Raw genomic sequence first — 20447 nt, 5'->3', positions numbered from 1 at the left:
CGTAGCAGCTCGCCCGGATTTCGCCCGCTCTTCGCCTGAGAGGGCGATTTCTCCTACATCTGCCGGGTGAATGTCTGGTTACGATGGGCGAGAATATGCGCCCCGCGGCCATGTCAGGCGGGGCAGTCGGGATGTGGAGTGAAGGGTTATGGGGTTTGATCAGGTGCGTCAGCGCCGCTTGTCCGACGATATTGTCGAGCAGCTGGAAAGGATGATTCTGGAGGGCACGCTGCGCTCCGGCGGTCGCCTGCCGGCTGAGCGAGCGCTGGCCGAGCAATTTGGTGTGTCACGCCCCTCGCTGCGCGAAGCCATTCAAAAGCTGACGGCCAAAGGGCTGTTGGTCAGCCGTCAGGGGGGCGGCAACTACGTCGTCGACAGCATTGGGTCGACGTTCAGCGATCCGCTGCTTCATCTGCTGGAAAGCAGTCCGGAAGCCCAGCGCGACCTGCTCGAATTTCGCCACACCCTTGAAGCCTCCTGCGCCTACTACGCGGCGATACGTGCGACAGATGTTGATCGGATGCAGCTGCGCGAAGCCTTTGATGCTTTGCAGGACTGCTACAGCCGTGCGGAGGAAGTGAGCCGCGCGGAGGAGGGCGCGGCGGACGCCAATTTTCACCTCGCCATCGCCGAAGCCAGCCACAACGCCGTGTTGCTGCACACCATTCGCGGTCTGTTCGATCTGCTGCGGCGCAGTGTCGTCACCAACATTGGCGGCATGTACAAACAGCGCGCAGAAACCCGCAACATGCTGATTGATCAGCATCGTGAGTTGTACCTGGCGATTATCGAGGGGCGGGCAGACGACGCTCGAGAAGTGTCGAGCCGTCACTTGCTGTACGTGCAGGAAGTGCTGGAGGAAGTGCGCCAGCAAGTGCAGCGAACTGCCCGGGCTGAGCGGCGCAGCCGGATTTGAGGAGGTGATGTTGCGCACGATGGGGAACGTGCCGCTGATAACCAGCCGGCGCTGCTGAACGTGCATTTTTACCGGGCCTCAGCCGAGACCCGGTCTTGCCGTAACAGGCGGGAGAGACTGAGTCAGTCTTCCTTGCCCTTGTTCCGCACGGCGCGTTGCAGCTCGCGATTGGAATCGCGTTCGCGCTCGGTGTCGCGCTTGTCGTATTCCTTCTTGCCTTTACCCAGAGCAATCTCGCACTTGATCAAGTGCTGCTTCCAGTAAAGGGCAAGGGCCACGCAGGCATAGCCTTTTTGCTGAACAGACGACGTCAGCTTCTCCAGCTCGCGCTTGTTGAGCAACAGTTTACGGGTGCGTGTCGGGTCAGCGATGACGTGGGTACTGGCTGTCGTCAACGGCGAGATATGGCTACCCATCAGCCAGGCCTCACCGTCCTTGAGCAACACGTAACTGTCCACCAGCTGCACCTTGTTGGCACGCAGGCTTTTTACTTCCCAGCCAGCCAGGACCAGACCGGCCTCGAACTTGTGTTCGATGAAGTAATCGTGACGCGCCTTTTTATTTTGCGCGATGGTCCCTGTGGGATGTTTCTTGAGCTTAGCCATAGGCGACGCATTATAGGGATCAACGGGCGTCTCGGCTATGGGCTCGCACGCTGAAGCTGTGTGCTTGAGCACGTGGAGTGAATCCCGGACAATGCGCGATCTTTTTTGCGTGTTGGACGTGTCAACGATGTCGACGGACAAGGTTTCGGTTCACGGGAGTTGGGCCAGTCGCTGGGTGTTCATCCTGGCTGCCACCGGCTCCGCCGTGGGGTTGGGCAGCATCTGGAAATTCCCCTACATGGTCGGCGTCTACGGCGGCGGTGCGTTTGTGCTGGTTTTCCTCGCGTGCATCGCCCTGATCGGGATTCCGGTGATGATCGCCGAGACGCTCATCGGCCGTCGTGCGCGGCAGAGTCCGGCCAACGCGCTGCGTTCGCTGGCGCTCGCCGCCGGGCATTCGTCGAAGTGGTCATGGGGCGCGTTTGCCGGCATGGTCACCGCGTTGCTCATCCTCTCTTTCTATAGCGTCGTGGGGGGCTGGTCGCTCGAGTACATCATCGATGTCGGCAAGGGCGATTTCAAAGGCGTCACGCCTGACGGTGTCGGTGCCTATTTTGGCGAGATGATCGCTGATCCATGGCGCCTGGTCGGCTGGCACACGCTGTTCATGCTGCTGTCGGCGATCACCATTGCCAAGGGCGTCAACGCCGGCCTTGAGCGCAGCCTGCGCATCCTGATGCCTTTGCTGTTCGTGCTCATCGTGATTCTGTTGGGTTATAGCCTGACCACCGGGCACTTCATGGAAGGCGTGCATTTCATGTTCGACTTCACGCCTGAGAAGGTCCTTGATGGTCTGCTCCCGGCCATGGGGCACGCGTTCTTCTCGCTCAGCGTGGGCGTTGGATCGATCATGATCTACGGCGCCTACATGACCAAGGAGGCTTCGATCAGCGCGACAGTGGTCGGCGTGGCATTGCTCGACACGTTTGTGTCGCTGCTGGCGGGCCTTGCATTGTTTCCGATTGTGTTCGCAGCGGGCCTGAACCCAAGCGAAGGGCCGGGCCTGATGTTCGTTACCTTGCCGTATGCATTTGGTAACGTCGCCTTCGGTACCGTCATGGGCGTGGTGTTCTTTATTCTTGTCGCCGTCGCGGCCTGGAGTTCGGCCATTTCCTTGCTCGAGCCCATGGTCGCGTACCTGGTCGAGCGTACAAAGGTGCGCCGTGGCTGGGTGACTTTCTGGCTATCGTTCATCTGCTGGTTCGTGGGCCTTGGGACGGTTTTCTCGTTCAACATCTGGAAGCAGGCCAAATTCTTCGTGAACGAAGGCGGCGGGTTCCATCTCTATCAGTGGGGATCGTCGTCGGGGCTGGATTTCTTTGGCGTGATCGATTTCTTCACCTCGCGGATCATGCTGCCGTTGGGTGGATTGTGTTTCGTGGTATTCGCAGGTTGGGTGATGGGACGCGGTGCGGTGCGCGACGAGTTGTCGGTACGTAGCCCGGTTCTGTTCGCTTTAACGTTCTCTTTGATGCGCTATGTGGCGCCGATCGGCATCTTGATTGTCTTTGCCGCTCAGCTTTGGAAATGACGCTGACATGACTACGCATATTCAACGTTCCGCCCTTTTGCCGTATCCCGCCCAGGCGCTTTATGACCTGGTCAATGACGTGAGTCGCTACTCCGAGTTTCTGCCCTGGTGTTCCGGCGCCAGTGTGCTGGAGCAGAGTGATACCTCAATGCGTGCGCGTGTCGAGATCGCCAAAGGCGGCTTGAGCCAGCACTTCGTCACACGCAATACGCTGACCCCCGGGCAAACCATCGAGATGAATCTGGAGGAGGGGCCTTTCAGCCAGCTGCACGGCGTCTGGACCTTCAAGGCCCTGAATGAAAAGGCCTGCAAGATCAGTCTGGACCTGTCGTTCGACTACAGCGGCTCGATCGTCCGCGCAACATTGGGGCCGCTGTTCAATCAGGCCGCCAACACTCTGGTTGACGCCTTCTGCCAGCGAGCCAAAGAGCTGCATGGCTGAGCGGCTGATTCGCGTTGAGGTGGTGTATGCCGCCGTTGACCATCAGGCGTTGCTCGCACTGGATGTGCCTGCCGGCACATCAGTACGCGCTGCGGCTATCGCGTCGGGCATGGCCGAGCGTTTTCCTGAGCTGGATCTCGCGCAGTGCCCGATGGGTATCTTCGGCAAGCTCGTTGGCGATCCGGAGCGGCGCGTGCTGGATGACGGTGACAGGGTCGAGATTTATCGCCCGTTGCTCGCTGATCCGAAAGAGGTACGGCGTCTGCGCGCTTTAAAAGCTGCGGCTTCAAGAAAGGCGCAAAAATCGATTTAATTTTCTCATCGGCACGATTGAGAGACGTAAAAAAGCCCGGGATGTCCGGGCTTTTTTGTGCGGCTGATTCTACTGGGAAACGGTGGATCAGCGCGGATTTGTGTCCAGTGGTTCCTGGGAAGGAACGGGCACGGTCTCGACCTTGTCGACATCGTTCTGAATCTGCTCAAGCAACGAACCAGGCTTCGGCGGCTCTTCCTTCGGCGGCTGCGTCCCTTGATTTTCGGGGGTGACAGTCGTGTCGCTGCTATTGCCGAGAATGGCCTCGTCGCGGCTGACGCCCGGCTTGAAGTCACCGGACAGGCTCGCCAGTTGGTCATTGCCATTGAATATCAGGCTGACACGCTCCTGCTGGCGTTCACCACCACCAGGCTGCAGGCTGTACAGATAGTCCCAGCGTTCAGGGTGGAAGGTGTCGGTCAACAAGGGGTTGCCCATGATAAACCTTACTTGCCGACGGGTCATTCCCGGGCGTAACTGGTCTATCATGTCCTGCGTGACGACATTGCCCTGTTGGATGTCGATTTTATAAACCCCGGGGAATGAACAACCGGCGAGTGCGAGCAGTCCCACGAAGGTGACACTGGTTAGCAAGAGCTTGGTGTTTTGCATCGGTGGGCGACTTCCACTATCTTGGCTGGGACAACGTAAACCCCGATCATACCTGCATTAAGAGAAGCTGCGAAGCAGCGTCTGCGAGAAAGCTGACCATGGTTGAAAATAGCGAACTACGCAAAGCCGGACTTAAAGTGACCCTGCCGCGGGTCAAGATCCTTCAAATGCTCGATTCTGCGCAGCAGCGTCACATGAGCGCGGAGGACGTCTACAAGGCGCTGATGGAGGCCAACGAAGACGTCGGTCTGGCAACGGTTTACCGAGTTCTGACTCAGTTCGAAGCAGCCGGATTGGTGGTTCGCCACAATTTCGACGGCGGCCATGCGGTATTCGAGCTGGCTGACGGAGGTCACCACGACCATATGGTCAACGTGGAATCCGGCGAGGTTATCGAGTTCTTCGACGAAGAAATCGAAAAACTGCAAAAAGCCATTGTGAGCAAGCACGGCTTCGAGCTGGTTGATCACAATCTGGTGCTCTACGTACGCAAGCAAAAGGTGTAAGCCTTTTGTGAAGTACGACAAAGGCGACCCGCGGGTCGCCTTTGTTGTGTCTACGTTGCGGGATCGGGATAACGCCACATCAACGCCGTCCGGCTCAGGCCATAATGATCGTCACGATTTGGACGTGACCACCATCTTCTTGGCGTGCGCGAGCGACTCCTTGGTCAGATCGATCCCTCCCAGCATTCGCGCCACTTCTTCCACGCGTTCATTTTTGCTTAGCTTGGACACCGCCGTGCGCGTCACATCCGCTTCACGAACCTTGTGCACGAACAGGTGTTGATGCCCTTGGGCGGCCACTTGCGGCAAGTGAGTAACCGTCATGACCTGGCCGCGTTCGCCAAGACGTCGCAGCAGCTGGCCAACAATTTCAGCCGTTGGGCCACCGATACCAACGTCGACTTCGTCAAACACCAGCGTCGGAACTCGGGATGTCTGTGCGGTGATCACCTGTATCGCCAGGCTAATTCGCGACAGCTCCCCGCCCGACGCCACTTTCGCCAGCGCCTTGAGCGGCTGACCCGGGTTGGCGCTGACCAGCAGCTCAACCTGCTCCAGCCCGTTGGGTGAAAGTTCTTTATCTACGTTCTCACGCAGCTCGATATTGAAACGGCCGCCCGGCATGCCCAGCCGCTGGATTTCGTGCTCGACCTTGTGGGCCAGCTCCGGTGCAGCGCGGTGACGCAGGTCACTCAGTTCGCGCGCCTTCTCTTGATAGTGCCGCGCGTAGGAACCTACCTCATGCTCCAGTCTCTCGATCGCTTCATCGTTGGCGTTGAGGGTTTCGATCTCGTCGAGCAATTTCTGATGCAGCGCCGCGACTTCAGTCGGCTGCACGCGGTGTTTGCGAGCCAGCGTGTAGATGGTGTCGAGGCGCTCTTCGATTTGCTGCAGGCGGGCGGGGTCCGCTTCGAAGCGATCGAGGAAACGATTGATCTCGCCGACGGCTTCTTCGACCTGAATCTGCGCACTGGAAAGCAGATTGGTCGCTTCATTCAGTGCATCGGGCGTGTTGTTCACGCTGCTGAGTCTGTTGAGGCTGGCGGTCAGTGCGTTCAGCGCATTGCCCGAATCGCTTTCACTGCACAGCTCGACCACTTGCCGGCAGATGCCCAGCAGGCTCTCGGCATTGGTCAGCGTGGTGTGTTCCTGTTCCAGCCGCTCGAGTTCGTTTTCGCCGAGGCTCAGGCTTTCCAGCTCTTCAAGCTGGTAGCTCAGCAACTGATGCTTGGCACGCTGCTCGTCGCCGGAGTTGGAAAGACGTTCAAGCTCCTGCCGCGTTTGCCGCCACCGCTGGGAGGCCAGATGAACCTGGCGGGCGAGATCGGTGGCGCCCGCGTATTCGTCCAGCAGTCGCCGATGGGTATCGGTCTTGAGCAGTGACTGATGCTCGTGCTGGCTGTGAATGTCGATGACCAGTTCACCAAGTGCTTTCAGGTCGCCCTGGGGGCATGGCGTGCCATTGATGTAGGCGCGTGAGCGACCTTCGGCAGTAATGACGCGGCGCAGAATGCACGGGCCGTCGGTTTCGAGGTCCCGCTCCTTCAGCCAGGCGCTTGCTTCAGGGATATCCGACACATCGAAGGTCGCGAGAATGTCTGCCTTGTCGGCCCCTGGCCTTACCACGCCACTGTCGGCGCGATCGCCCAGCGTCAGGCCGAGGGCGTCGAGCATGATCGACTTGCCGGCCCCGGTTTCCCCGGTGATCACACTCATGCCGCGATCCAGTTCGAGATCGAGATGTTCAACGATGGCGTAGTTATGTATGGACAGGTGGACCAGCATCAGAGCGGCTCCCAAACAATTTGTCTGGTTATTTATACAGTGTTTTGGTTTGGGCTGACAATGCCCGCTCTTAGCTCGATTTGAAAGGTCATCGCCCATTTTTAGCATCAAACCTGCATTTCGCCACCGTGCGGGGCCGTCGAACTCATGTCGGAATATTTGTAGGGTTATTCGGCCGATCCTGCACCTAAACCCCTTGAACCCGAAAATTACGACCCCATATAGCCGGGCAGAGGCGTGAGTTGAGCTCACGGATGTAATTAGAAGGAGAGAATTTATGGCTGACGAACAGAACCCGGACATGCAGGCCCAGGATCAGGCTGCCGACACGGCGACTTCTCAAGATGATCTGGCAACCCGTGTGCAAGTGCTTGAAGAACAGCTGAAGGCGGCGCAGGACCAGTCTCTGCGTGTGGCTGCGGATCTGCAGAACGTCCGCCGCCGTGCCGAGCAAGACGTTGAGAAGGCGCACAAGTTTGCGCTCGAAAAGTTTGCGAGCGATCTGCTGCCGATCGTCGACAGCCTTGAGCGTGGTCTGGACTTGTCCAACTCGGATGACGAGAGCATCCGGCCGATGCGGGAAGGCATCGAGCTGACGCTGAAAATGTTCTACGACACGCTCAAGCGCTACAACCTTGAAGCCATCGACCCACATGGCCAGCCGTTCAACGCCGAGCACCATCAGGCAATGGCGATGCAGGAAAGCGCTGACGTCGAGCCGAACAGCGTGCTCAAGGTGTTCCAGAAGGGTTATCAGCTCAATGGCCGTCTGCTTCGCCCGGCCATGGTCGTGGTCAGCAAGGCGCCATCGCCTGTTTCGCCGTCGATTGACGAGCAGGCTTGAAATTAGCTGAGTGGCCCCCATTTACAGGCCAAGCGTTTAAGAATTACCGCAATTTGTAAATGCAGTTGCGGCAACCAAATTTAAGTTTCGGGAGAGTCAAAAATGGGCAAGATTATCGGTATCGACCTGGGGACCACCAACTCCTGCGTCTCGGTTCTGGAAAACGGTAAAGCCAAGGTTATCGAGAACGCCGAAGGCGCTCGTACCACCCCGTCGATCATTGCGTATGCCAATGATGGCGAGATCCTCGTAGGCCAATCGGCCAAGCGTCAGGCAGTCACCAACCCGCACAACACCCTGTACGCGGTGAAGCGTCTGATCGGCCGTAAGTTCGACGAAGAAGTCGTGCAGAAAGACATCAAGATGGTCCCTTACAAAATCGCCAAGGCTGATAACGGCGATGCGTGGGTTGAAGTCAACGACAAGAAAATGTCCCCTCCTCAGATTTCGGCTGAAATCCTGAAGAAAATGAAGAAGACCGCCGAAGACTACCTCGGCGAGACCGTGACTGAAGCAGTCATCACCGTCCCTGCTTACTTCAACGACAGCCAGCGTCAGGCCACCAAAGACGCCGGTCGTATTGCAGGTCTGGACGTGAAGCGCATCATCAACGAGCCGACCGCAGCCGCGTTGGCTTACGGTATGGACAAAGCGAAGGGCGATCACACCGTCATCGTTTATGACCTGGGTGGCGGTACGTTCGACGTCTCCGTTATTGAAATCGCTGAGGTCGATGGCGAACACCAGTTCGAAGTGTTGGCCACCAACGGCGACACGTTCCTGGGTGGTGAAGACTTCGACATCCGCCTGATCGATTACCTGGTTGACGAATTCAAGAAAGAATCCGGCATGAACCTGAAAGGTGATCCGCTGGCGATGCAGCGTCTGAAAGAAGCTGCCGAGAAAGCGAAGATCGAACTGTCTTCGAGCAATTCGACCGACGTGAACCTGCCGTACATCACTGCAGATGCCACCGGTCCTAAGCACTTGAACGTGAAGATCTCGCGCGCCAAGCTGGAATCGCTGGTTGAAGACCTGGTTCAGCGCACCATCGAGCCTTGCCGCATTGCGTTGAAAGATTCGGGTATCGACATCGGCGCGATCAACGACGTGATCCTGGTCGGCGGTCAGACCCGTATGCCACTGGTTCAGCAGAAGGTCACCGAGTTCTTCGGTAAAGAAGCGCGTAAAGACGTCAACCCTGACGAAGCCGTCGCTATGGGTGCAGCCATCCAGGGTGCGGTACTGGCCGGCGACGTGAAAGACGTTCTGCTGCTGGACGTCAGCCCGCTGACGCTGGGTATCGAAACCATGGGCGGCGTGATGACCGCGTTGATCGAGAAAAACACCACGATTCCTACCAAGAAATCCCAAGTGTTCTCGACTGCCGACGACAATCAGGGCGCAGTGACCATTCACGTGCTGCAGGGCGAGCGTAAGCAAGCGGCTCAGAACAAGTCCCTGGGCAAGTTCGACCTGGCCGAGATTCCGCCAGCACCACGTGGCGTGCCTCAGATCGAGGTAACCTTCGACATCGACGCCAACGGCATCCTGCACGTCGGCGCGAAAGACAAGGCGACGGGCAAGACTCAGTCGATCGTGATCAAGGCCAACTCCGGTCTGTCGGACGAAGAAATCCAGCAGATGATTCGCGACGCTGAAGCGAACTCGGACGAAGACCGCAAGTTTGAAGAGCTGGCATCTGCCCGTAACCAGGGCGATGCGCTGGTTCACTCGACGCGCAAAATGATCTCCGACGCTGGCGATAAAGTCACCGCCGAAGAGAAGACCGCTATCGAGGCTGCACTGGTTGCACTTGAAGCCGCTGTGAAAGGCGACGACAAGGCTGCCATCGACGCCAAGATCGAAGAGCTGTCGAAAGTCTCCGCGCCGGTCGCTCAGAAAATGTACGCCGAGCAAGGCGAAAAACCTGAAGGCGGTGCTCAGCCCGCTCAGGAAGAAAGCAAGCCGGCCGACGACGTTGTCGACGCCGAGTTCGAAGAAGTAAAAGAAAACAAGTAAGCGCAGGCTCACTTGATCGCCGGTTGACCACCTTCCAGTGGTCGCTGGTAGGATGTCGCCGCGCGGGAGCTTGCTCCCGCGTTGGCGTGTCTGGAACACCCGAATTTTCAAGCGCGCGATTCCGTATCGCGGGCTTTGTGGCAAAGCCGGATGCTCCTGCACTCCGGCTTGTTCAGCCGCTTTTCTCGGTCGATCGAAGGCCGTTGAACCAAGACCAGGATCGTTGAATTGACGTGAGTTGGGTCCGGGCCTGAAAGGGGCTCAACGAGTTCGGCAGACTCAGGAGGGTCATGCCGGACGTCCTCAAGAGTGCGGAAAATTTATGTCAAAGCGTGATTATTACGAAGTATTGGGCGTGGAGCGTGGCTCCAGTGAAGCAGACCTGAAAAAGGCGTATCGCCGTCTCGCCATGAAATATCACCCTGACCGCAACCCGGGTGACAAGGCTTCGGAAGACGCCTTCAAAGAAGCCAACGAAGCGTACGAAGTGCTTTCCGATGCCAGCAAGCGCGCGGCCTATGACCAATACGGTCATGCCGGCGTCGATCAAGGCATGGGTGGCGGCGGATTCGGCGGCGGTGGCGCCAACTTCTCCGACATCTTTGGCGATGTCTTCAGCGACTTCTTCGGCGGGGGTCGCGCTGGCGGTGGTGGTCGTGGTGGTGCCCAACGTGGCAGCGATCTTCGCTATACCCTCGAGCTGAATCTTGAAGAAGCGGTGCGCGGCACGACTGTCAGCATCCGTGTGCCGACGCTGGTCAACTGCAAGCCGTGTGACGGCAGCGGCGCCAAAAAGGGCTCGTCCCCTGTGACCTGCCCGACATGCGGCGGCATCGGCCAGGTGCGCATGCAGCAGGGCTTTTTCTCTGTTCAGCAGACCTGCCCGCGTTGCCACGGCAACGGCAAGATCATCTCCGATCCTTGCGACTCCTGCCATGGCGAAGGCCGTGTGGAAGAGTCCAAGACGCTGTCGGTCAAAGTGCCGCCAGGCGTCGATACCGGCGATCGCATTCGTCTGTCGGGCGAAGGTGAAGCGGGGACACAGGGCGGCCCAACGGGCGACCTGTACGTCGTGATCAACGTGCGTGAACACGCGATCTTCCAGCGCGACGGCAAGCACCTGTACTGCGAAGTGCCAATCAGCTTCACCGACGCTGCACTGGGTGGCGAGCTGGAAGTGCCGACGCTGGATGGTCGCGTCAAACTGAAGATCCCGGAAGGCACGCAAACCGGTAAGCAGTTCCGCCTGCGCGGCAAGGGCGTTGCCCCTGTACGTGGTGGCGGCGCCGGCGACCTGATGTGCCGTGTTGCCGTCGAAACTCCGGTCAACCTCGGGCGTCGTCAGCGTGAATTGCTTGAAGAGTTCCGTGCCTCCCTTGAAGGTGACAGCTCTCACTCGCCTAAAGCCAGTGGCTGGTTCGAAGGTGTGAAGCGTTTCTTCGGCGATCTCTAAGGGGCAGGGCATGCGACGCATTGCAGTGATGGGCGCCGCCGGGCGCATGGGCAAGAACCTGATCGAGGCGGTGCAGGATCGTGCGCCGCTCACCGGGCTGACGGCGGCAATCGTTCGTCCCGGCAGCACGATGATCGGTGCCGACGCCGGCGAACTCGCATCGCTGGGGCGTATCGGTGTTCAGTTGACCGGTAATCTGGAGCAGGTTGCCGACGAGTTCGACGTCCTGATCGACTTCACATTGCCAGACGTCATGCTGAAAAATCTGGCGCTTTGTCGTAAGGTGGGCAAGGCGATGGTCATTGGTACCACCGGCTTGAGCGTCGAACAAAAGCGCCTGCTGGGGGAGGCGAGCCGGGACATTCCTGTCGTCTTCGCGTCCAATTTCAGTGTGGGTGTGAACCTGTCGTTCAAGCTGCTGGATCTGGCGGCGCGAGTGATGGGTGAAGATGCGGACATCGAGATCATCGAAGCTCATCACCGCAACAAGGTCGATGCGCCGTCGGGTACGGCGGTCAGCATGGGCGAGGTCGTTGCCAATGCCTTGGGGCGTGACTTGAGCAAGGTCGCTGTCTATGGTCGTGAGGGCTACACGGGTGTTCGTGACCGCGAGACGATCGGTTTCGCCACGGTCCGTGGCGGTGACGTCGTAGGTGATCACACTGTGCTGTTCGCCGCCGAGGGCGAGCGCCTGGAGATTACGCACAAGGCGTCAAGTCGCATGACATTCGCCAAGGGCGCAGTGCGTGCAGCGCTGTGGCTCGATGGCAAGGCGCCGGGTCTTTACGACATGCAGGACGTGCTCGATCTGCGTTGAGTGGTCCGGTGCTCTGAATCTGACAAGTAACAATGCGGGCAGGAGAGGGGCTTTCCCTGTATCCTGCCCGCAGTTTCAAGCCATTACACACCCGCTACGCGATGTCCCGTCGCACTCCCCAGCCCTCACGGCAATTTTAGCGGTGGATTAAAAAGACCTCTTTCTGTAAGCTACAGCTTTAGTGTGTCCACTAAAAGCGCGCAGATAATTCTATGAAAAAAGCGGGGTGACGTGTCTATACGTCATTCCGCTTTTTTACAACCTGCGATCGCCCTTTCAGGCTTTATTACGGGAGGTCTTCTTGACTAAGCCAGCCATACTCGCCCTTGCTGATGGCAGCATTTTTCGCGGCGAAGCCATTGGTGCCGACGGTCAAACCGTTGGTGAAGTGGTGTTCAACACCGCAATGACCGGCTATCAGGAAATTCTTACCGATCCTTCCTATGCCCAGCAAATCGTCACCCTGACTTACCCGCACATCGGCAACACCGGCACCACGCCGGAAGATGCCGAGTCCGACCGCGTCTGGGCGGCGGGTCTGGTGATTCGCGACCTGCCACTGGTGGCGAGCAACTGGCGTAACAAGATGCCGCTCGCTGAGTATCTGAAAGCCAATAAAACCGTTGCGATTGCAGGCATCGACACTCGCCGCCTGACGCGCATTCTCCGCGAGAAGGGCGCTCAAAATGGCTGCATCATGGCTGGCGACAACATTTCCGAAGAAGCGGCCATCGCGGCAGCCCGGGGCTTCCCGGGCCTGAAGGGCATGGACCTCGCCAAGGAAGTCAGCACGAAAGACACCTACGAGTGGCGCTCCACGGTCTGGAATCTGCAGTCCGACAGCAGCCCCGAAGTTGCCGCCGCTGATTTGAAGTACCACGTGGTCGCCTGGGACTACGGCGTCAAGCTGAACATCCTGCGCATGCTGGTTGAGCGTGGTTGCCGTGTGACGGTCGTACCTGCGCAAACCCCTGCCAGTGAAGTGCTTGCCCTCAAGCCGGACGGCATCTTCCTGTCCAACGGCCCTGGCGACCCGGAGCCCTGCGACTACGCCATTCAGGCGATCAAGGATGTGCTGGAGACTGACATTCCAGTCTTTGGTATCTGCCTGGGTCATCAGCTGTTGGCGCTCGCTTCCGGCGCTCGTACCATCAAGATGGATCTGGGCCACCACGGCGCCAACCACCCTGTTCAGGACCTGGACACCGGCGTGGTCATGATCACCAGCCAGAACCACGGTTTTGCGGTGGACGAAGCGACTTTGCCTAGCAACGTTCGCGCGATTCACAAATCGCTGTTCGACGGCAGCCTGCAAGGCATCGAGCGCACCGACAAGGACGCGTTCAGCTTCCAGGGCCACCCTGAAGCGAGCCCGGGCCCGACCGACGTCGCGCCGCTGTTTGATCGTTTCATCACAGCGATGGACAAGCGCCGCTAAGGCTGCCTTGCGACTGTAGCGAGCAGGTGGCCGCGGCGGATCGGACAAGGTTCGATAGCCCGCCCGGCACCTGAGATGTTCAAGACGGCTTGCCGACTGACACAGGATTCGAGTGACAACCCATGCCAAAACGTACAGACATTAAAAGCATCCTGATTCTTGGCGCTGGCCCGATCGTGATCGGCCAGGCCTGCGAATTCGACTACTCCGGCGCCCAGGCCTGCAAGGCCCTGCGCGAAGAGGGTTACCGCGTCATTCTGGTCAACTCGAACCCGGCCACCATCATGACCGACCCGGCCATGGCGGATGCGACCTACATCGAGCCGATCAAATGGGCGACCGTCGCCAAGATCATCGAAAAAGAACGCCCCGACGCGCTGCTGCCAACCATGGGCGGCCAGACCGCACTGAACTGCGCGCTGGACCTGGAGCGCGAAGGCGTTCTGGAGAAGTTCGGCGTTGAGATGATCGGCGCCAATGCCGATACCATCGACAAGGCTGAAGACCGCTCCCGTTTCGACAAGGCCATGAAGTCCATCGGCCTGGCTTGCCCGCGTTCCGGTATCGCCCACAGCATGGAAGAGGCCAATACGGTCCTCGAAAAGCTGGGCTTCCCGTGCATCATTCGTCCGTCCTTCACCATGGGCGGCACTGGTGGCGGCATCGCGTACAACCGTGAAGAGTTCGAAGAAATCTGCGCCCGCGGTCTCGACCTGTCGCCGACCAAAGAGCTGCTGATCGACGAATCGCTGATCGGCTGGAAAGAATACGAAATGGAAGTTGTCCGCGACAAAAAGGACAACTGCATCATCGTCTGCTCCATTGAAAACTTCGACCCGATGGGCGTGCACACCGGCGACTCCATCACGGTCGCGCCGGCACAGACGCTCACCGACAAGGAATACCAGATCCTGCGTAACGCCTCGCTGGCGGTCCTGCGTGAGATCGGCGTCGAAACAGGCGGCTCGAACGTTCAGTTCGGCATCTGCCCGGACACCGGCCGTATGGTCGTGATCGAGATGAACCCGCGGGTTTCTCGCTCTTCTGCACTGGCTTCCAAGGCCACCGGTTTTCCGATCGCCCGAGTTGCAGCCAAGCTGGCTGTCGGCTACACGCTGGACGAGTTGCAGAACGAAATCACCGGCGGCAAGACCCCGGCGTCGTTCGAGCCATCGATCGACTACGTCGTGACCAAACTGCCACGCTTTGCGTTTGAGAAGTTCGCCAAAGCTGACGCGCGCCTGACCACTCAAATGAAGTCAGTCGGCGAAGTCATGGCCATCGGCCGGACTTTCCAGGAATCCCTGCAGAAAGCCCTGCGCGGCCTGGAAGTGGGTGTCAGCGGTCTCGATCCGAAGCTGGACCTCAGCAATCCGGAAAGCATGAGCATTCTCAAGCGCGAGCTGACGGTTCCGGGTGCCGAGCGCATCTGGTACGTCGCTGACGCTTTCCGTGCCGGCATGACGGTTGAACAGATTTTCGGCATGAACATGATCGACCCCTGGTTCCTGGTGCAGATCGAAGATCTGATCAAGGACGAAGAGAAGGTCAAGACCCTCGGCCTGTCGGCAATTGACCGCGACATCATGTATCGCCTCAAGCGCAAGGGCTTCTCCGATGCCCGCCTGGCCAAGCTGCTGGGTGTGACCGAGAAGAACCTGCGCACGCATCGTCACAAACTGGACGTGCTGCCGGTCTACAAGCGCGTTGACACCTGCGCCGCCGAGTTCGCCACCGACACCGCGTACATGTACTCCACCTACGAGGAAGAGTGCGAAGCCAACCCGACGAATCGCGACAAGATCATGATTCTGGGTGGCGGTCCGAACCGCATTGGCCAAGGCATCGAGTTCGACTACTGCTGCGTACACGCCGCGCTGGCCCTGCGTGAAGACGGGTACGAGACCATCATGGTCAACTGCAACCCTGAAACCGTATCGACCGACTACGACACCTCTGACCGTCTGTACTTCGAGCCGGTGACCCTGGAAGACGTGCTGGAAATCGTCCGCGTCGAGAAGCCGAAAGGCGTGATCGTCCAGTACGGCGGCCAGACCCCGTTGAAGCTGGCGCGCGCACTGGAAGCTGCAGGCGTGCCAATCATCGGCACCAGCCCGGACGCCATTGACCGTGCAGAAGACCGTGAGCGCTTCCAGCAGATGGTCGAGCGACTGAACCTGCGTCAGCCACCAAACGCCACCGTGCGCAGCGAAGACGAAGCCATTCGGGCGGCGGCGAAGATCGGCTACCCGCTGGTGGTGCGTCCGTCCTACGTACTGGGCGGCCGTGCGATGGAGATCGTCTACGAAGAAGACGAACTCAAGCGCTACCTGCGTGAAGCGGTTCAAGTGTCCAACGACAGCCCGGTGCTGCTTGACCACTTCCTCAACTGCGCCATCGAAATGGACGTTGATGCGGTCTGCGACGGCACCGACGTGGTGATCGGCGCAATCATGCAGCACATCGAACAGGCCGGTGTTCACTCCGGTGACTCGGCATGCTCGCTGCCACCATATTCGCTGCCGGCGCATATCCAGGACGAAATGCGTGAGCAGGTCAAGAAAATGGCCCTGGAGCTCGGCGTTGTTGGTCTGATGAACGTGCAGCTCGCATTGCAGGGCGAAGACATCTACGTCATTGAAGTGAACCCGCGCGCATCGCGTACGGTACCGTTCGTGTCGAAGTGCATCGGAGTCTCCCTGGCGATGATTGCCGCTCGCGTCATGGCTGGCAAAACGCTGAAAGAACTCGGCTTCACCAAAGAAATCATTCCGAATTTCTACAGCGTGAAAGAAGCGGTGTTCCCATTCGCCAAGTTCCCGGGCGTCGACCCGATCCTCGGCCCAGAAATGAAGTCGACCGGCGAAGTCATGGGTGTCGGCGACACCTTCGGCGAAGCATTCGCGAAAGCCCAGATGGGCGCCAGTGAAGTCCTGCCGACTGGCGGCACGGCCTTCATCAGCGTGCGTGACGACGACAAGCCGCTGGTGGCAGGTGTGGCACGCAGCTTGATCGAACTGGGCTTCGATATCGTTGCAACCGCTGGGACCGCACGCCTGATCGAAGAGGCCGGGCTGAAAGTTCGCCGCGTCAACAAGGTGACCGAGGGCCGTCCACACGTGGTCGACATGATCAAGAATGACGAAGTCACGCTGATCATCAACACGACCGAAGGGCGCCAGTCGATCGCTGATTCCTACTCCATTCGCCGCAATGCCCTGCAGCACAAGATCTACTGCACCACGACTATCGCTGCGGGCGAGGCCATCTGTGAAGCGCTGAAGTTCGGCCCTGAAAAAACCGTACGCCGCTTGCAGGATCTACACGCAGGACTGAAAACATGATCAAGTACCCAATGACCGTTCAGGGCGCTCGCGCCCTGGAAGAGGAACACGCACACCTGACCAAGGTGGTTCGTCCCAAGCTCAGTCAGGACATCGGGACTGCGCGCGAGCTGGGCGATCTCAAGGAAAACGCCGAGTACCATGCCGCCCGCGAACAGCAGGGCATGGTCGAAGCGCGCATCCGCGACATCGAAGGCCGGATCCAGAATCAGGTGATCATCGACGTCACCACCATCCCTCACACTGGGAAAGTGATCTTCGGCACTACCGTCGAAATTGCAAACGTGGAGACAGACGACCGCGTCACCTATCACATCGTGGGTGAGGACGAAGCTGACTTCAAACTGGGCAAGATTTCGGTGGGCTCGCCGCTCGCTCGCGCGTTAATTGGCAAGGAAGAGGGCGATGTCGTCGCTGTGAAGACACCAAGCGGTGTGATCGAGTACGAAATCGTGGAAGTGCGTCACGTTTGATGATCAACACCCGCATTGCGCGGGTGTAGATTCAGACAGCGGGTTCGCAGGTCATTGCATGGCCTATCGAACCGGCGGTCGCATGTCGGGTCTGACCGGTTCGGCGCTCAACTTTGCAGCTGGGCATCGAATCTAACGGCCAGCGCGTGTTCGCCGCTGACCCGAAGAGGATCAGTTGAAGCGGTGGACGTTGGACAGCTGCTTGTTTACCTTCGGGTTCTTGCGGTAAATCAGCGCCATTTTGCCAATGACCTGCACCAGATCGGCCTTGCCGACTTTGCACAGTTCAGCGATGGCTGCCAGGCGGCTTTCGCGGTCGAGGATGTTGAGTTTGATTTTAATCAACTCGTGATCGCCCAGTGCGCGCTCCAGTTCGGCCAACACACCTTCAGTCAGACCATTGTCCGCCACGATCAACACCGGTTTCAGATGGTGGCCAATGGATTTGTATTGTTTCTTCTGCTCTTGAGTGAGCGGCATAATCTGACCTCTGCGTCTGATCTTGTAAAAAGCGGCGGCCAGTTTACCCGAGCGAGTCCGGGACCGCCCGGTTAATCGCGACTCGTCCTAATTTTTTGAGGTGCTCCGTGGCACGTTCCAAAACCAGCCATAACTGGCTTAAAGAACACTTCGACGACAAGTACGTCAAAATGGCGCAGCGGGATGGTTACCGTTCCCGCGCCAGTTACAAGCTTCTGGAGATTCAGGAGAAGGACAAGATCATTCGTCCCGGCATGACGGTCATCGACCTTGGCGCAGCGCCAGGCGGCTGGTCGCAGGTGACCAGTCGTCTGATTGGTGGTCAAGGTCGGTTGATTGCATCTGACATCCTGGAAATGGATAGCATCCCCGATGTGACCTTCATTCAGGGGGATTTCACCCAGGATGAGGTACTGGCGCAGATCCTCGAGGCTGTCGGTAATACGCAGGTAGACCTTGTGATTTCCGACATGGCCCCCAATATGAGTGGATTGAGCGCTGTTGATATGCCCCGCGCAATGTTCCTCTGTGAGTTGGCGCTTGATTTAGCCGGCCGTGTGCTGCGTCCAGGTGGCGATTTCCTGATCAAAGTCTTCCAGGGTGAAGGGTTTGACGTGTACCACAAGGACATCCGCAAGCTGTTCGACAAGGTACAGATGCGCAAGCCTTTGTCGTCGCGAGACCGTTCCAGGGAGCAGTACTTGTTGGGTCGCGGGTTTCGCGGCATAGAAGGATCGGCAAGCGATGAGCGCCTTTGATCAAGCGATAGCTTTTTTCAAATGGCTTTATCAAGGGAGCGTAACCAACATCCCGTAGTCAAAGTTTCACAAAGGGTTACAGACGCCGCCTGCCACGCCTGTAGGATCTGTAGTACGTTAGGCCGGTAAATATCATGCGAGGCACGCTCCAGCGTGGAGCTTGCTTCAGAGGGTAGCTAATTGAACGATATGGCAAAGAATTTGATCCTGTGGTTGATCATCGCGGCGGTTCTCGTGACCGTGATGAACAACTTCTCCAGTCCTAACGAGCCGCAGACCCTCAACTATTCCGAATTCATCCAGCAGGTGAAGGACGGCAAAGTCGAGAAGGTTGCCGTTGACGGTTACGTCATTACCGGCAAGCGCAGCGATGGCGACTCCTTCAAGACCATTCGCCCTGCCATTCAGGACAACGGTCTGATCGGTGATCTGGTCGACAACAACGTTGTGATCGAGGGCAAGCAGCCAGAGCAGCAAAGCATCTGGACTCAGCTCCTTGTCGCCAGCTTCCCTATCCTCGTGATTATTGCTGTCTTCATGTTCTTCATGCGCCAGATGCAGGGCGGTGCGGGGGGCAAAGGCGGACCGATGAGCTTTGGTAAAAGCAAGGCGCGTCTGCTCTCCGAGGATCAGGTCAAAACCACGCTGGCTGATGTCGCCGGCTGTGATGAGGCCAAGGAGGAAGTCGGCGAGCTCGTCGAGTTTCTGCGCGACCCGGGCAAGTTCCAGCGCCTCGGCGGTCGCATCCCTCGCGGCGTCCTCATGGTGGGTCCTCCAGGTACAGGTAAAACCCTGATCGCGAAGGCCATCGCGGGTGAAGCCAAGGTTCCGTTTTTCACGATCTCCGGTTCCGACTTTGTCGAAATGTTTGTCGGCGTGGGTGCAAGCCGTGTTCGTGACATGTTTGAACAGGCCAAGAAGCACGCGCCTTGCATCATCTTCATCGACGAAATCGATGCCGTAGGCCGCCATCGTGGCGGCGGCATGGGCGGTGGTCATGATGAGCGTGAGCAGACGCTCAACCAGTTACTGGTTGAGATGGACGGCTTTGAGATGAACGACGGCATCATCGTGATCGCCGCCACCAACCGTCCAGACGTTCTCGACCCTGCGCTGCTGCGTCCAGGCCGTTTCGACCGTCAGGTGGTGGTTGGCCTGCCCGATATCCGCGGTCGTGAGCAGATTCTTAAAGTACACATGCGCAAAGTGCCAATGGGCGACGATGTTCAGCCAGGCGTGATTGCTCGTGGTACCCCGGGGTTCTCCGGTGCCGATCTGGCCAACCTGGTTAACGAGGCATCGCTGTTCGCTGCCCGTACCGGTAAGCGCATCGTCGAGATGAAAGAGTTCGAATTGGCGAAAGACAAGATCATGATGGGCGCTGAGCGCAAATCGATGGTCATGTCCGACAAAGAGAAGCGCAATACCGCTTATCACGAGGCAGGTCATGCGATTGTTGGCCGCGTCGTGCCGGAGCATGATCCGGTCTACAAAGTGTCGATCATCCCGCGCGGTCGTGCGTTAGGTGTGACGATGTTCCTGCCCGAGGAGGACCGCTACAGTCTGTCCAAGCGTGCCCTGATCAGTCAGATCTGCTCGCTGTACGGCGGTCGAATTGCCGAAGAAATGACGCTTGGCTTCGATGGTGTCACCACGGGTGCCTCCAACGACATTATGCGGGCCAGCCAGATCGCTCGGAACATGGTCACCAAATGGGGCCTCTCGGAGAAGCTTGGTCCATTGATGTATTCGGACGAGGAAGAAGGCGGTTACCTGGGGCGTGGCGGTGGCGGTCAGAACGCCAGTCTCTCCGGGGACACTGCTCGTCTGATCGACTCCGAAGTGCGCAGCATCATTGATCAATGCTACGGCACCGCGAAACAGATCCTCACGGACAACCGTGACAAGCTGGAAGCGATGGCTGATGCGTTGATGAAATACGAGACCATCGATGCCGAGCAGATCGATGACATCATGGCAGGCCGCACACCACGCGAGCCTCGTGATTGGGAAGGTGGTTCCGGAGATTCCGGCACCCCGATCGCACCTGTAGGTCCGCGTCCGGAATCGCCTATTGGCGGCCCTGCTGCTGAACACTAAGGTCTGAC

At 58.5% G+C, this 20447-nt stretch carries 18 protein-coding genes; 14 read left to right on the top strand and 4 right to left on the bottom strand.

What is annotated here, in order from left to right; genetic code table 11:
* Positions 1-148: 148 nt before the first annotated feature.
* Positions 149-916 (top strand): GntR family transcriptional regulator, encoded by a 768-nt coding sequence (locus BBI10_RS06800; protein ID WP_065987621.1) that lies wholly within the window; start codon positions 149-151, stop codon positions 914-916.
* Positions 917-1038: 122 nt separating this feature from the next.
* Here the strand turns inward: BBI10_RS06800 and smpB are convergent, their stop codons facing one another.
* A complete protein-coding gene (gene smpB, locus BBI10_RS06795) occupies positions 1039-1521 on the bottom strand; it encodes an SsrA-binding protein SmpB (protein WP_065987620.1) in 483 nt (160 codons plus the stop codon).
* A 127-nt stretch (positions 1522-1648) separates the two neighbouring features.
* Between smpB and BBI10_RS06790 the strand changes: the two genes are divergently transcribed.
* From BBI10_RS06790 to BBI10_RS06780, 3 genes are read left to right on the top strand one after another with little or no spacing between them, the layout of a single operon-like run.
* The gene (locus BBI10_RS06790; protein ID WP_065987700.1) at positions 1649-3052 is read left to right on the top strand and encodes a sodium-dependent transporter; all 1404 of its coding nucleotides are present in this window, start codon (positions 1649-1651) and stop codon (positions 3050-3052) included.
* A gap of 7 nt (positions 3053-3059) precedes the next feature.
* Positions 3060-3494 carry a type II toxin-antitoxin system RatA family toxin gene (locus BBI10_RS06785; protein WP_065987619.1) on the top strand — a complete coding sequence of 145 codons (435 nt, stop codon included), beginning with the start codon at positions 3060-3062 and terminating at the stop codon, positions 3492-3494.
* Positions 3487-3807, top strand: a complete 321-nt coding sequence (locus tag BBI10_RS06780) for an RnfH family protein (protein WP_065987618.1) — start codon at positions 3487-3489, stop codon at positions 3805-3807. The genes BBI10_RS06785 and BBI10_RS06780 overlap by 8 nt, the downstream gene beginning before the upstream one ends.
* Positions 3808-3894: 87 nt before the next feature.
* Here BBI10_RS06780 and BBI10_RS06775 read toward each other — a convergent pair whose 3' ends face one another.
* Positions 3895-4419 (bottom strand): outer membrane protein assembly factor BamE, encoded by a 525-nt coding sequence (locus BBI10_RS06775; RefSeq protein ID WP_065987617.1) that lies wholly within the window; start codon positions 4417-4419, stop codon positions 3895-3897.
* A gap of 98 nt (positions 4420-4517) precedes the next feature.
* Between BBI10_RS06775 and fur the strand changes: the two genes are divergently transcribed.
* Positions 4518-4925 carry a ferric iron uptake transcriptional regulator gene (gene fur, locus BBI10_RS06770; RefSeq protein ID WP_065987616.1) on the top strand — a complete coding sequence of 136 codons (408 nt, stop codon included), beginning with the start codon at positions 4518-4520 and terminating at the stop codon, positions 4923-4925.
* 111 nt (positions 4926-5036) lie between these two features.
* On the opposite strand, the gene recN is transcribed toward fur, so the two are convergent.
* Entirely contained in the window at positions 5037-6710 is a 1674-nt protein-coding gene (gene recN, locus BBI10_RS06765; RefSeq protein WP_065987615.1) for a DNA repair protein RecN, read from the bottom strand.
* A 277-nt stretch (positions 6711-6987) separates the two neighbouring features.
* On the opposite strand from recN, the gene grpE reads away from it, so the two are divergent.
* The 7 genes from grpE to greA all read left to right on the top strand — a co-directional run bounded on the left by grpE (position 6988) and on the right by greA (position 17101).
* Positions 6988-7554 carry a nucleotide exchange factor GrpE gene (gene grpE / locus BBI10_RS06760; protein WP_065987614.1) on the top strand — a complete coding sequence of 189 codons (567 nt, stop codon included), beginning with the start codon at positions 6988-6990 and terminating at the stop codon, positions 7552-7554.
* Positions 7555-7656: 102 nt separating this feature from the next.
* Entirely contained in the window at positions 7657-9576 is a 1920-nt protein-coding gene (dnaK, locus tag BBI10_RS06755; protein ID WP_065987613.1) for a molecular chaperone DnaK, read from the top strand.
* 322 nt (positions 9577-9898) lie between these two features.
* Positions 9899-11029 carry a molecular chaperone DnaJ gene (gene dnaJ, locus BBI10_RS06750; RefSeq protein ID WP_065987612.1) on the top strand — a complete coding sequence of 377 codons (1131 nt, stop codon included), beginning with the start codon at positions 9899-9901 and terminating at the stop codon, positions 11027-11029.
* Between the two features lie 10 nt (positions 11030-11039).
* Positions 11040-11846, top strand: a complete 807-nt coding sequence (dapB, locus tag BBI10_RS06745; RefSeq protein WP_065987611.1) for a 4-hydroxy-tetrahydrodipicolinate reductase — start codon at positions 11040-11042, stop codon at positions 11844-11846.
* Between the two features lie 301 nt (positions 11847-12147).
* Positions 12148-13284 (top strand): glutamine-hydrolyzing carbamoyl-phosphate synthase small subunit, encoded by a 1137-nt coding sequence (gene carA / locus BBI10_RS06740; protein WP_065987610.1) that lies wholly within the window; start codon positions 12148-12150, stop codon positions 13282-13284.
* Between the two features lie 122 nt (positions 13285-13406).
* The gene (gene carB / locus BBI10_RS06735; RefSeq protein ID WP_065987609.1) at positions 13407-16628 is read left to right on the top strand and encodes a carbamoyl-phosphate synthase large subunit; all 3222 of its coding nucleotides are present in this window, start codon (positions 13407-13409) and stop codon (positions 16626-16628) included.
* On the top strand, positions 16625-17101 hold the full coding sequence (gene greA, locus BBI10_RS06730; RefSeq protein ID WP_037015137.1) for a transcription elongation factor GreA: 477 nt from the start codon (positions 16625-16627) through the stop codon (positions 17099-17101). Before carB ends, greA begins: the two co-directional genes overlap by 4 nt.
* 171 nt (positions 17102-17272) lie before the next feature.
* Here greA and BBI10_RS06725 read toward each other — a convergent pair whose 3' ends face one another.
* A complete protein-coding gene (locus tag BBI10_RS06725; protein WP_065987608.1) occupies positions 17273-17581 on the bottom strand; it encodes a YhbY family RNA-binding protein in 309 nt (102 codons plus the stop codon).
* A gap of 107 nt (positions 17582-17688) precedes the next feature.
* Between BBI10_RS06725 and rlmE the strand changes: the two genes are divergently transcribed.
* Positions 17689-18339 (top strand): 23S rRNA (uridine(2552)-2'-O)-methyltransferase RlmE, encoded by a 651-nt coding sequence (gene rlmE / locus BBI10_RS06720; RefSeq protein WP_065987607.1) that lies wholly within the window; start codon positions 17689-17691, stop codon positions 18337-18339.
* A gap of 189 nt (positions 18340-18528) precedes the next feature.
* Positions 18529-20439 (top strand): ATP-dependent zinc metalloprotease FtsH, encoded by a 1911-nt coding sequence (ftsH, locus tag BBI10_RS06715; RefSeq protein ID WP_065987606.1) that lies wholly within the window; start codon positions 18529-18531, stop codon positions 20437-20439.
* The last annotated feature ends 8 nt before the right edge of the window (positions 20440-20447 follow it).

The sequence above is a fragment of the Pseudomonas graminis genome, assembly GCF_001705435.1.
GTDB lineage: Bacteria > Pseudomonadota > Gammaproteobacteria > Pseudomonadales > Pseudomonadaceae > Aquipseudomonas > Aquipseudomonas graminis_B.
This window is presented reverse-complemented; position numbering and strand designations above follow the sequence as displayed.